The sequence below is a fragment of the Kineococcus glutinatus genome (assembly GCF_039542765.1).
Classification (GTDB): Bacteria; Actinomycetota; Actinomycetes; order Actinomycetales; family Kineococcaceae; genus Kineococcus_A; species Kineococcus_A glutinatus.
Map to the genome: position 1 here is coordinate 1 of NZ_BAABIL010000040.1, position 11,946 is coordinate 11,946.

14 protein-coding genes are annotated in these 11,946 nt (G+C 76.0%); 6 read left to right on the forward strand and 8 right to left on the reverse strand.

Annotation, left to right across the window (positions count from 1 at the left end; all coding sequences use genetic code 11):
* Positions 1-699 (forward strand): ATP-binding cassette domain-containing protein (locus tag ABEB16_RS02045; protein ID WP_345710610.1); only part of this gene is annotated, 699 nt, incomplete at its 5' end.
* Positions 700-812: 113 nt separating this feature from the next.
* Positions 813-1,760 carry a manganese catalase family protein gene (locus tag ABEB16_RS02050; protein WP_345710611.1) on the forward strand — a complete coding sequence of 316 codons (948 nt, stop codon included), beginning with the start codon at positions 813-815 and terminating at the stop codon, positions 1,758-1,760.
* An 87-nt stretch (positions 1,761-1,847) separates the two neighbouring features.
* Here ABEB16_RS02050 and ABEB16_RS02055 read toward each other — a convergent pair whose 3' ends face one another.
* Both ABEB16_RS02055 and ABEB16_RS02060 read right to left on the reverse strand, forming a co-directional pair.
* Positions 1,848-2,405 (reverse strand): glyoxalase superfamily protein, encoded by a 558-nt coding sequence (locus ABEB16_RS02055; RefSeq protein ID WP_345710612.1) that lies wholly within the window; start codon positions 2,403-2,405, stop codon positions 1,848-1,850.
* Positions 2,406-2,650: 245 nt separating this feature from the next.
* Positions 2,651-3,574, reverse strand: coding sequence for a PAS domain-containing protein (locus tag ABEB16_RS02060; protein WP_345710613.1), 924 nt, complete (start codon positions 3,572-3,574; stop codon positions 2,651-2,653).
* 273 nt (positions 3,575-3,847) lie between these two features.
* Between ABEB16_RS02060 and ABEB16_RS02065 the strand changes: the two genes are divergently transcribed.
* Positions 3,848-4,894 carry an NAD(P)-dependent alcohol dehydrogenase gene (locus ABEB16_RS02065; RefSeq protein ID WP_345710614.1) on the forward strand — a complete coding sequence of 349 codons (1,047 nt, stop codon included), beginning with the start codon at positions 3,848-3,850 and terminating at the stop codon, positions 4,892-4,894.
* Positions 4,895-4,921: 27 nt separating this feature from the next.
* On the opposite strand, the gene ABEB16_RS02070 is transcribed toward ABEB16_RS02065, so the two are convergent.
* On the reverse strand, positions 4,922-5,845 hold the full coding sequence (locus ABEB16_RS02070; RefSeq protein ID WP_345710615.1) for a helix-turn-helix transcriptional regulator: 924 nt from the start codon (positions 5,843-5,845) through the stop codon (positions 4,922-4,924).
* A 151-nt stretch (positions 5,846-5,996) separates the two neighbouring features.
* Here ABEB16_RS02070 and ABEB16_RS02075 point away from each other — a divergent pair, with 151 nt between their 5' ends.
* Entirely contained in the window at positions 5,997-6,383 is a 387-nt protein-coding gene (locus ABEB16_RS02075; protein ID WP_345710616.1) for a hypothetical protein, read from the forward strand.
* Positions 6,384-6,407: 24 nt separating this feature from the next.
* Here the strand turns inward: ABEB16_RS02075 and ABEB16_RS02080 are convergent, their stop codons facing one another.
* The 3 genes from ABEB16_RS02080 to ABEB16_RS02090 are packed head-to-tail and all read right to left on the reverse strand — an operon-like array spanning position 6,408 to position 8,114.
* Positions 6,408-6,806, reverse strand: coding sequence for an ankyrin repeat domain-containing protein (locus ABEB16_RS02080; protein ID WP_425560085.1), 399 nt, complete (start codon positions 6,804-6,806; stop codon positions 6,408-6,410).
* A 49-nt stretch (positions 6,807-6,855) separates the two neighbouring features.
* Positions 6,856-7,296, reverse strand: coding sequence for a VOC family protein (locus ABEB16_RS02085; RefSeq protein WP_345710617.1), 441 nt, complete (start codon positions 7,294-7,296; stop codon positions 6,856-6,858).
* 50 nt (positions 7,297-7,346) lie between these two features.
* Positions 7,347-8,114, reverse strand: a complete 768-nt coding sequence (locus ABEB16_RS02090) for a class I SAM-dependent methyltransferase (protein WP_345710618.1) — start codon at positions 8,112-8,114, stop codon at positions 7,347-7,349.
* Positions 8,115-8,167: 53 nt separating this feature from the next.
* Here ABEB16_RS02090 and ABEB16_RS02095 point away from each other — a divergent pair, with 53 nt between their 5' ends.
* Positions 8,168-8,989, forward strand: a complete 822-nt coding sequence (locus tag ABEB16_RS02095) for a class I SAM-dependent methyltransferase (RefSeq protein ID WP_345710619.1) — start codon at positions 8,168-8,170, stop codon at positions 8,987-8,989.
* 7 nt (positions 8,990-8,996) lie between these two features.
* Here the strand turns inward: ABEB16_RS02095 and ABEB16_RS02100 are convergent, their stop codons facing one another.
* Together ABEB16_RS02100 and ABEB16_RS02105 are read right to left on the reverse strand one after the other, a co-directional pair.
* Complete coding sequence (locus ABEB16_RS02100; protein WP_345710620.1) at positions 8,997-10,181, reverse strand: hypothetical protein; 1,185 nt, start codon at positions 10,179-10,181, stop codon at positions 8,997-8,999.
* Positions 10,182-10,281: 100 nt separating this feature from the next.
* A complete protein-coding gene (locus ABEB16_RS02105) occupies positions 10,282-11,172 on the reverse strand; it encodes a LysR family transcriptional regulator (RefSeq protein ID WP_345710621.1) in 891 nt (296 codons plus the stop codon).
* Positions 11,173-11,285: 113 nt separating this feature from the next.
* Here ABEB16_RS02105 and ABEB16_RS02110 point away from each other — a divergent pair.
* Positions 11,286-11,946 (forward strand): MFS transporter (locus ABEB16_RS02110; RefSeq protein ID WP_345710622.1); only part of this gene is annotated, 661 nt, incomplete at its 3' end.

The window sequence follows — 11,946 nt, forward strand, 5'->3', positions numbered from 1 at the left end:
TGGCCTCCGCCGGCATCCGCGTGCTCACCATCGCCCCCGGCGTCGTGGACACCCCGATGCCCGCCGGCCCTGGACGGCCTGGACCTGGACCTGCCGCCGGGGGCGCGGGTGGCGGTGGTGGGGGCCTCGGGGTCGGGCAAGTCGACGCTGGCGGCGGTGCTGGTGCGGCTGCTGGACGCGCGGGCGGGTGAGGTGCTGCTGGGCGGCGCGGACGTGCGGGGGCTGCGCGGTGACGACGTGCGCCGGCGGGTGGCGGTCGTCGGCGACGAGGCCGGGCACGTGTTCGCCACCACGCTGCGGGAGAACCTGCGCCTGGCCCGCCCGGGCGCGACCGACGGGGAGCTGCGCGCCGTGCTGGAGCGGGTCCGGCTGGGGTCGTGGCTGGCGCGGCTGCCGGGTGGGCTCGACGCGCCGCTCGGCACGGGCGGCGGCACGGTCTCGGGCGGGGAGCGGCGCCGGCTGCTGCTGGCGCGGGCGCTGCTGGCCGATCCGGCGGTGCTGGTGCTGGACGAACCGACGGAGGGGCTGGACGAGCCGACGGCGCAGGCGCTGGTGGCGGACCTGCTGGACGCCGCCGCGGGCCGGGCGGTGCTGCTGCTCACCCACCGGCAGGAGGGGCTGGACCGGGTGGAGCGGGTGCTGCGGCTGGCCGGGGGCCGGCTGGTGCCGGAGGCGGTGCCGGTCCACGCCGCGGGCTGAACCCCGCGGCACCCGGGGTGCGGGTCCGCTGGAACCCCTCCAGACTGGCCGCGGCCCGCGGCGGGGCGAGGAGTCGCCGGAACCGCCGGGAAGCTCTGACGAGGAGGTCGACGATGTACCTGCACGTGCAGAAGCTCATCCACGAGATCGCCGAGGACGAACCGGACCCCGCGGCGGCCAACGCCCTGCAGGAGGGCCTGGGCGGGCAGTTCGGCGAGATGCGCACGATGATGCAGTACCTGTTCCAGTCGATGAACTTCCGCGGTCCGACGGGCAAGCCGTACAAGGACCTCCTGCAGGGCATCGGCACGGAGGAGATCAGCCACGTCGAGCTGATCGGCACGACGATCGCGCGGTTGCTGGACGGTTCCCCGCGCTACCAGGGCAAGCCGACCGACCCCCTGGACACCCCCGGCGCCGGGGGCGCGACGCCGCTGGAGATGGCGCTGTCGACGAGCAACATCCACCACTACCTCGTCGGGGCGCAGGGCGCGCTGCCCGTGGACTCGGCGGGAAACCCGTGGAGCGGCAGCTACGTCTACAACTCCGGCAACCTCGTGCTGGACCTGCTCTACAACCTCATGCTGGAGTCCACCGGCCGGCTGCAGAAGTGCCGCATCTACGAGATGTCGTCGAACAAGACGCTGCGCTCGACGGTGTCGTACCTCATCGTGCGCGACCAGGCCCACGAGAACTCCTACGCCAAGGCGCTGGAAACCCTCGGGGTGGACTGGCGCAAGGTCCTGCCGATCCCGAAGACGAACGCCGAGAGGTTCCCCGAGGTCAAGCAGATGCTGGACCTGGGCTGGCAGAGCAAGCAGTACACGTTCGACCTGACGGGCGCGTCGGAGGCGCAGAAGATCGTCCGCGGCGCCTCGCCCTCGAACGACGGCACCGAGCTCGACGCCACGGAGCAGGCCCCCGAGGGCGCGCCGCTCACCATCGCGCCCGAGCGCTACGAGGAGTTCTCCCCCGGCCTGGACCCGGAGCTGCTGGAGCTCATCCAGGCCACCGCGGACCTGGAGATGGCCGAGCCGGCCATGACGTACGGCGCGCTCTGACGCACCACCGCGGGAACCCCGGGCCGGTGGGCGCCATCCGGTCCGGGGTGCCCGCGGCCGGCCCACGCCGTTCGCGGGGCCTGGTCCTCAGCCGTCGTCCCGCTGGCAGAAGCGCAGGACGTTGCCGCAGGGGTCGATGACCTCCAGGGTCGGCCCGCCCGGGGCCTCGGTGTCCACGCCCGGCCGCCGGGGTGGTGCGGGGCGGGAGTGCAGTTCGGCCTGGAGGGCGCGGACGTCTGCCACCGGGATCCACACGACCCCGTGGGGGCTGCCGTCGCCGTGGTGTTCGGACAGGTGCAGCACCGTCTGCCCGCGCGAGACCTGCACGTACAGCGGCAAGCCCTCCTCGAAGCGGTGCGCCCAGTCCAGGGCGAAGCCGAGGTGGTCGCGGTAGAAGCCCAGCGCCACCTCCGCCGACACCACCCGCAGCACCGGGACGCCGGGCGCGAACGCCGGCGGCTGTGCGGGCGCGGGCTGGAGGTTCGCGCCTCCCGTGGCGGTGAGGGTGTTCCAGTCCTTCGCGCCACGCTGGTGGGCCACGAGCTCCAGGGCGAGGGAGTGCGGGATGTCGATGCCGGCGGCCGCCAGGTCGCTGCGCAGCAGCCTGGCCGAGTCCTTGGCGCGGGCGAGGGGGGACGGGGACATGGTGCGCCTTCCTGCGCGGCAGGTGTCGTGCCGGGTGCTCGCGTTGCCGGCTGCTGCCGCGTCCGGGAAGCCGCGGGGGCTGGACCCAGCGGTGCGTTCACCAGACCCCGGAGGGCGCGAGCGGCGGGCTGCACCGAGCCACCGGCAGGGTAGCCACCGCAGCCGCGCCTGCCCAGACCGACGACCACACCGGCCCCGCCCATCGACGAGGCCGAGCCCCGATCGGTCGACCGCGACCGGCGCGCTCAGCCCGGGCCCGCCACCGCGTCGGTGACGTCCCAGCAGACCGACACCACCTCCAGCGCCCGGGTGGCGGGGTCGCTCACCGGCTCGGTGCGGCAGCGGAACCAGCGCGGCACCCCGTCGGCGCGGCGCACCCGGAACGTGCCGGTGCTCGGCCCGGTGAGGGCGGCCACCCGCTCGCCCACGTGCAGCCGGTCGTGGTCGTCGGGGTGGACGTGGTCGGTCAGGGCGGTGCCCACGACGGCGCCGGGTTCGAAGCCGACGAGGTGGCGGCTGCTGTCGGAGACGTACGTGATCCGCCGCTCGGTGTCGGTGAGGAGCACGAGGCGGTCGCGCCCGGCGGCCGCGCCCGGGTCGGCGTCCCCGCGCACCGTCGCCGCCCCGGCCGGGGGTTCCGCCAGCCGGTGCAGCAGGTACGAGCGGCTGGGCAGGCCGGTGAGGGGGTCGCGGAGCGGCCGGCGGGCGTAGTGGGCGGCGACGCTCCGGAAGACCGCGCTGACCGCCGCGGTCCGGACGGGTTCCCCCGGCGTGGTGACGACGACGTCGTCGGGCGTGCCACCGTCGTCGGGCCGGGCGAGGAGCAGCTCGGCGGCGCGCGTCACGGGGACGCGGGCGTCGAGCACGAGGCAGCCGGGCACGTCGAGCTCGCCGACGCCGTGGCGGGCACCGACCCCGCCCGGCCCGCCGGCACCTGCGACCAGCGCGAACCACGTGCGGTCGACGAGGCGCACCCCCCGCGAGCCCGTCACGACGACGCTGCGCAGCAGCGGGTCGCGGCGGAACGCCTCGTCGAGGTCCCGCACGTCGGCGGCCTCGTCGAGGACGCGGGCCGCGACGGCGAGGGCGCCGATGCGCTCGGTGCCGCAGTCCCGCCGGCAACCGCTCCCCGCGGCCGCCGACGGCGGACCGCACCCGCACGCGACCACGCCGTCCTCCCTCCGCAGCCGAGACCGAGCGGTAGCCAACCCGACGGCCACGCCGGCCCGGCAGCCGGGTCGGTTGCTGTGCGTCACCTGTGGACACCTCCTGCCCGGGCGCCCGCTCCCCCGGGCACCGCTGTTCCCGCCCCGCCGCCGCGAGGGTGGCCCGGCCAGAGCCACCCTCGCGGCGGGCGGGCCCGCCGCGCGCTGGTTAGCCTCGGTGCAGGGCTCCGCCGCGCCACGCCGGAGCCGTTCCCCACCACCAGGAGAGACCTGCGCATGCCGACCGTGCACGCCTACGCCGCCCCCTCCGCCACGGAGCCGCTGGCCCCCACGACGATCGAGCGCCGCGACCCCGGTCCCCACGACGTCGTCATCGACATCAAGTTCGCCGGGATCTGCCACTCCGACATCCACACCGCCCGCGGTGAGTGGGGCGAGACGCTGTTCCCGGTCGTGCCCGGGCACGAGATCGCGGGGATCGTCACGGCCGTCGGGTCGGAGGTCACCAAGCACGCCGTCGGCGACCGCGTCGGCGTCGGCTGCATGGTCGACTCCTGCCGCGAGTGCGAGAACTGCCGCAAGGGCGAGGAGCAGTACTGCCTGAAGGGCAACATCGGCACCTACAACGCCATCGGCCGCGACGGGCAGCCCACCCAGGGCGGGTATTCGCAGTCCGTCGTCGTCACCGAGGACTTCGTCTGCCGCATCCCCGAGGGCATCGAGCTGGACGTCGCGGCGCCGCTGCTGTGCGCGGGCATCACCCTGTACTCCCCGCTGAAGCACTGGGGCGCCGGGCCGGGCAAGCGCGTCGCGATCGTCGGCCTCGGCGGCCTGGGCCACATGGGCGTCAAGATCGCCCACGCGCTCGGCGCGGAGGTCACCGTGCTGTCGCAGTCGCTGAAGAAGCAGGAGGACGCCCTGCGCCTGGGCGCCGACCGGTACTTCGCCACGAGCGACCCGGACACGTTCGAGCAGCTCGCCAACTCGTTCGACCTCATCATCAACACCGTCTCGGCGAACATCGACCTCGACGCCTACCTCGGCCTGCTGGCCGTGGACGGCACCCTCGTCGAGGTGGGCGCCCCGGAGAACCCCATGTCCGTCAAGGCGTTCTCGCTCATCCCGAACCGGCGCTCGCTGGCCGGCTCCATGATCGGCGGCATCGCGCAGACGCAGGAGATGCTCGACTTCTGCGCCGAGCACGGCCTGGGCGCGGAGATCGAGGTCATCGCGGCCGACCGGATCAACGAGGCGTACGAGCGGGTCGTCGCCAGCGACGTGCGCTACCGCTTCGTCATCGACACCGCGACGATCGGCGCCTGACCGACCCGTCCCCCGCGCGGGGGACGCTCACGAACCGCCGCTGCGGGTGCCGGAGACGTCCCCGGCGCCCGCAGCGCCGCGTCCGGCACCGTCCGCCCGCACCCCACCGGTGGGGGGAGCCGCCGTCCAGCTCGCCAGCAGCGCCAGCGCCTGCTCCGACGGCGAGCCGGGCTCGGCGCTGCGCACCACGAGGGACTGCTCCACCGGTCCGGGCACCAGGAGCGTCTCCAGCGCCAGGTCGAGGCGGCCGACGATCGGGTGGTGCAGGCGCTGCACGCCCGAGGCGCGGGCGAACACCCGCTGGCTGGCCCACCAGCGCGCGAAGTCCGCGCTGACGACGGACAGCTCCCCCACCAGCGCGGCGATCACCGGGTCGCAGGCGTCGCGCCCGACCTGCCGGTGCAGGACGGCGACGGCGTCGGAGGCGACCTCCTCCCAGTCGCAGAACAGCTCCCGGGCGGCGGGGTCCGTGCACAGCCAGCGGACGAGGTTGCGCTCGGCCACGGGCACCGCGTCGAAGTCGGTGAGCAGCGCGCGGGCCAGGGCGTTGCTGGCGAGCACCTCGCCGTGGCTGCCGAGGACGTACGCGGGCAGGTTCCCCACCGCGCCCAGCAGCTGCAGCAGCCCGGGACGGACGCGTTGCGGTGCAGGTCGCCTCGACCGGCCGTTCGTCGCCTGGCCGACGAGGTCGCGCAGGTGCTGCGCCTCCTCCTCGTCGAGGCGGAGGGCGCGCGCGACGGCTGCGAGCACGGACTCCGAGACGTGCATGGCTCGGCCCTGCTCCAGCCGGGTGTAGTAGTCGACGCTGACCCCGGCGAGCGAGGCGACCTCCTCCCGGCGCAGGCCGGGGACCCGCCGGGTCCCCGGGGCGATCGGCAGCCCGACGTCGACGGGGGCGACCGCCGCCCGGCGCGCCCGCAGGAAGTCGCGCACCGCGTGCTCGTGACCCATGCGCCCAGTATCACCGGCGGCCGCGGGGCCGACCGGCCGCGCACCCGGCGCTGCTGCGTCCGGGTGGTCGCGTCCTACGGCGCTCAGCTCCCGGGCCGGGTGAGCCGACGTCCTTCCCGACCGCCCGTTCCCCGCAGAGCCGGAGTTCCCCATGACGACCACCGCCGACCCCGACGCGCCCCGCCCCGGCGGCGCGCGGTCCATCGTGCCGGTCCAGGCCTCCGGGCTGGAGCTGGCCGCCGCGGTGCTGGGCGGCACGGCCGGCGGGGAGCAGGTCGCGGCGTTCGCGCCGACCTTCGTCCCCCCGCCCACCGCGGCGGGCGCCGAGCTCCTGCCGAGCCGGGCCGCCGCACCCGCACCGGCCGAGCCGGTGACCCCCGAGCCCGCGGCCACCGAGCCCGCGATCCCCGAGCTGGTGACCTCCGAGCCGGTGACCTCCGAGCCCGCGACCACCGGACCCGAGGTCCTGGCCGCACCGGCACCGCAGCAGCGCGGGTTCTTCGCCCGCCTGCTGGCCAGGCTGTTCGGGCGCGGCTGACCGCGCCCGCGGGGCGGGCCGCCCTCAGGCCGGCTCGCCCCGCAGCAGGGCCAGCATGTCCGGCAGCTCGAACACCGTGGCGATCGCCACGGCCGAGCGCTCGCCCGCTTCCGGGTCGGCACCCGCGGCGAGCAGGTCGGTGACGATCTCCGTCGAGCGGCGGAAGGTGGCCGCCGCGATCGCCGTCTGCCCGCGGTCGTTGACCCGGGAGGTGTCGGCGCCCGCGGCGAGCAGCATCCGCACCGTCGCCGGGTGCACGTGGTAGGCGGCGAGGATGAGGAGCGTGTCACCGCTGGAATTCGTGAGGTTCACCGGCAGGCCGGCCCCCACGAGTTCCGCGAGGCGCTCGGTCTCCCCGTTGCGCGCCATCTCGAACGTCTCCCGCAGGAGGCGCAGCTCCTCCTCGTTCAGCTCCGTCACCACAGCAGCGTAGGCCGGTCCGGGAGCCCTCCCCCGGACCGGCCCGCGCGGATCACCCGTGCAGCGGCTCGCCCTCACCCGCCTGCCACCCGCGGAGCGCGGCCGGGGCCTCGAGCTGCGCTCGGCGGTCGGTCTCGGGGTTCTGCACGCCGGCGTCGACGACGACGCAGAACGGGTTGCCCTCGGGGTCGGCGAGCACGACGTGGGTCGCGCCGGGCTCGAGGTCCCACGCCAGGCGCCGGGCGCCCAGGGAGATCAGCCGCTCGACCTCGGCCTGCTGCTCGGCGGCGCTGCCGGTGCGCAGGTCCAGGTGCGTGGTGTCGTCGGTGTCCAGGGTGAGCGGGACGCCCGGTCCGCGCTCGGGCACCAGCACCGGCGAGGCGTCGCCCTCGCCGGTGCCGCCCTCGCGGAGCCGGTACCCCAGGGCGTCGGACCAGAACCTCGTCATCCGCTGCAGGTCGCGGACGTGGAGCACGATGCTGTCGATCGGCACCCGTCCACCGTAACGTCGGCCGTCGCCGCCGGGCAGGGGGTCGCGCCCGCTCAGCCCCGCCGGGCGAGCAGGCTGACGGTGTTCGGCAACCGCCCGCCCCAGGCCTCGGCCCGCGTGCCGGTGGGTTTCCAGAACGGCTCGGGGTGCTCGACGAGGTCCAGCAGCTGCAGGCCGGCACGGCCGACGGCCACGACGATCTCGGCGAGGGTGTGCTGGCGCTCCACCGCACCGAGGGCGGGGAAGGTGTCGTTGACGTGGCTGCGCGCGAAGTAGCTGCGGTCGGGCCGGATGCGCGCCTCGTCCTCGTCCCACGACCACAGCGGCACCATCGGGTGCTGCTCGTGGACGAACAGGTGCCCACCGGGGCGCAGCACGCGCGCCACCTCCGCGGCCCAGGCCTCCAGGTCGGGCAGCCAGATCAGCGCGCCCTTGCCGGTGTAGACCAGGTCGGCGCACGCGTCGTCCACCGGTAGCGGGGGCAGCTCGGCCACGACGTAGCGGCAGGGCACGGCGAGCGCGTCGGCGCGCCGCTGGGCGGCGGTGACCGCGGTGCGGCTGTAGTCCAGCCCCAGGACCGACCGGGCACCGGCCCGCACCAGCGCGACGTCGTCCAGACCGTGACCGCTCTGGGGGTGCAGCACGTGGGGCCGGTGCGCCAGCACGGGGGCGAGCAGTTCCTCCTCCACCGGCAGCAGCCGCACCCGCCGGGCCTCGGCCAGCAGGTCGTCGTGCTCGCGCACGTGCTTGTGCGAGGCCCGCTCCCAGGCGTCCCGCGTGCGGGTGGCGGGGTCGTCGGCGGGGTCGTCGGGACCGGTCACGGCGGGAGCCTGCCACCTGCGGGGCGCGCACACTGGGACCCGGGAGGTGCGGCATGACCGAGCAGGGCCGGTTCACGGGGCTCGCGGCGACGTTCGACACCGTCGCGGAGCTGTACGAGCGGGTGCGGCCGACGTACCCGCGGCGGCTGTTCGACGACCTGGCGGCGGCCGTGGGCCCGGGAACCCCGCGGGGGACCACCCCGGTGCGGGTGCTGGAGATCGGCGCGGGCACGGGGAAGGCGACGCGGGGCCTGCTCGCCCTCGGCTGGTCCGTCGTGGCGCTGGAGCCGGGGCGGGAGCTGGCCGCGGTCGCGCGCCGCGTGCTCGCCGGGCTGGGGGACGTGGCGGTGGTGGGGTCGGCGTTCGAGGGCTGGCGGCCACCCGCGGGCCCGCCCTTCGACGTCGTGTTCGCGGCGACGGCGTGGCACTGGCTGGACCAGCGGGTCGCGTTCTCCCGCGCGGCGGAGCTGCTGCGCCCGGGCGGCGTGCTGGCGATCGTCGCGACCGAGCACGTGCTGCCCGAGGGCGGCGACGGGTTCTTCCGCGAGGTGGAGCGGGTCTACGACGCCGTGGGGATGGGTGACGGCAAGGGCGGCCCGCAGCCACCGGAGGCCGTGCCGGCCCCGGACGTCGACGCGATCCGCGCCAGCGGGGAGTTCACCGAACCCGAGGTGCACCGCTACGTGTGGGACCGGGAGTACCCCGTCGAGGAGTACCTGGCGCTGCTGTCCAGCTACTCGGGCCACATCGCCGCCTCACCGCGCCAGCGGGAGGAGTTGTTCGCCGGGATCCGCGCGCTCGTCGCACCCCGGCCGTCGGGCTCGGTCCGCAAGCACCACCTCAACCTGCTGCAGCTGGCCCGCCGCGCCGGCTGACCGGGGTTCAGAGGCAGCCCTCGGGTGCCATGGCGAACTCGCGCTCCCCGGCGTGCACCTGCACGACCCGGCGGTCCTCGTCGAAGACGAACCGCAGCACCCGGCCCCGGCTGCCGGCGGAGACCACGAGGTCGTCGACGGTGCCGTAGAGGTTGGGGACGCGCTCGACGACCACGTCGACGTCCGGGTCGGCGTAGGTGTCGACCACCTGCTGCTCGCCGTCGCCGACCTGGGCGCCCGACGGCGTGCTGATCCCGCGGGTCGTGACGACGACGGAGGCGACGCGCTGGTCGTGGCCGAGGCCGTAGGCGTCCTGCTGGTCGCCGAGGCCGACGTAGGAGCAGGAGTCCTCGGGGTCGTACCCGTCGACGTGGTCGACGTGCACGGGCCAGCCCGTCCGCAGCGACACCCGCCCGTAGGTGTCACCCACGCGCAGGGGCCCCCACCCGTCGATGCCGAGGTGGTCCGCCGTTCCCGGCGGGTCGGCGGCGAGGCGCTGGATCCGGCCACCGGTGAGGGTGAAGGCCGCGCCGAGGTGGCGGGTGGGGCAGCACTCGGGGTCCTCGCCGTCGGAGTCGGCGGCGGTCACGGCGACGGTGCCCTCGCTGATCGAGACGTCGTCGTACAGCAGCCCCCCCGCACGCTGCGGGGGTTCGCCGTCCAGCGGGTCGAGGGTGCCGACGACGCGGGGCCCGGTGTCGTAGACGAAGACCGTGGTGAAGACGGCGTTGCCACCGCCGTTGCAGGAGACGAGGGCGACGGCCTCGTCGGCACCGTCGCCGTCGAGGTCCCCGAGCGCGACCTCGCCGAGCCGGGTGAAACCCTCCTCGGCGGGCAGGCCGGGCAGTTCGCCGTCGACGAGGTCCCCGCCGGGGCGGTCGCACATGGCCGGCACGGGCGCGGCCCGCAGCGCCCGCTCGGTGAGCCCGCCGGCGGCGGGGGTACCGCCCGGGGTGGGGCCGCCCGGGGTGGGGCCGGGTGCACCGGTTCCGGGTGCACCGGTTCCGGACGTGGTGCCGGCCGGCGTGCTGCCCGGCGTGGTGCCGCTGGTCGGGGTGGCGGTGGCGACCGGGGGCGCGGTGGCCGCCGCCGTCTCCTCCGGCCGGTCGGGACCACCGCTGCACCCGGCCACCGCGAGCACCGCGGTGAGGCAGGCGGCGGCCAGCGGGGGGCGGGACGGTCGCACGGGCACGCGCAGCTCCCTCGTCGGATCCGGCCGCTCCGGCGGCACCCGGCCGCGGCGCCGGTCGCCGCCAGGGTCGCAGAGCCCACCCACCGGTGCAGCGCGAGCATCAGGCGGGAGCGGTCCGCTGCGCGATGAGGTCGCGCAGCGCCCGCGCCGCGGCGCCCAGGGGCCGGTTGGTCGGCACCGCGAGGGACAGCGGCCAGGTGAGGTCGGCACCGGTGACGGTGAGCCGCCGGGTGCCGGGGCGCTCGGCGATGACGAAGCGGGGCAGCAGCGCGATCCCGAGGCCGTGGCGCACGAAGTCGGCGCCGGTGGCGATGTCGGTGATCTCGATGCCGACGCGGCGGGCGACGGACGCGGCGGCGAAGGCGCGGTCGGCGACGGTGCGGTTTCCGTAGCCGACGGGGAAGTCGATGAACTCCAGGTCCGCGAGGTCGCCGATGTGGACCTCCTCGCGGTCGGCCAGCCGGTGGCCGTCCGGCACGACGAGGTCGATGACGGACTCCGCCAGCCGGGTCAGCCGGATCCCCGCGGGCGCCGGCCCGGGCACCGAGACGAGGGCGACGTCCAGGCGCCGTTCGCGCAGCGCCTCGACGAGCCCGCCGGAGCCGGAGGGGGCGACGCTGACCTGCAGCCGCACCCCCGGGTGCTGCCGGTGGAAGCGCCCGAGCAGTTCCGGCAGGTCCACCAGGCCGACCGAGGTCAGGGTGCCGACGCGCAAGGTGCCGCGCAGCCCGCCGCGGACCTGCGAGACGGCGTCGCGGGCGTCGCGGGCGGCGTCCAGCACGGCGTGCGCCCGGGGCAGCAGGGCCGCTCCGGCGTCGGTGAGCGAGACGGTGCGGGAGGTGCGCTCCAGCAGCGCGGCGCCCAGCTCGCGCTCCAGCGACCTGACGGCCGCGGAGACGTTGGACTGCACGGTGTTCAGCCGGGCCGCGGCGCGGGTGAAGCTGCGCTCCTGCGCGACGGCCGCGAAGTACTCCAGGTGTCGAAGCTCCACCCGCCCATCATCTCCCGCAGCGATCGCTGCGAGCGGGAACTCTCGTTGGACACGATGGGTGCGTCGTCGCGAGGGTTGCCCCGTCCCACCGGCCCCACCCGTCGGAGAACCGCATGTCCTCGGCCACCGCCACACCCGCCCTGCGGTCACCCGCCGTCCGGGCACCCGCCGCGGACCGCCCCGCCACCCGGCGGCGGCCGGGCGCGCGGCGGCACGGCGCCGGCTTCTGGCTCGTCGCGCTGGCGCTCACCTCCGCGATGGCCTTCTCGACCGTCCCCACCCCGCTGTACGCGCTGTACCAGGCCGAGGTCGGCTTCTCCACCTTCACGGTGACGGTCGTCTTCGCCGTCTACGCGGTCGGGGTGGTGCTCAGCCTGCTGCTGGCCGGGCACGTCTCGGACCGGGTGGGGCGCAAGCGGGTCGTGCTGGCCGGGCTCGCGCTGGAGCTGCTCGCCGCCGCGCTGTTCCTCACCGGCACCTCGCTGCCGGTGCTGCTGCTCGCCCGGCTGGTCACCGGCCTGGGCGTGGGCGTGCTCACCTCCGCCGCCACGGCGCACCTGCACGAGCTGCACCGCGCGCACCGGCCCGGCCGCCCCGGGCAGCGCGGGGAGGTCGTCTCCACCGCCGCCAACACCGGCGGCCTCGGCGTGGGCACCCTCGTCGCCGGCCTGCTGGCCCAGCACGCCGACGCGCCGCTGCGGACGCCGTTCCTCGTCGTCGGCGCCCTGCTGCTCGTCAGCGTCGTCGCCGTGGCGCTGGCACCGGAGACGGTGG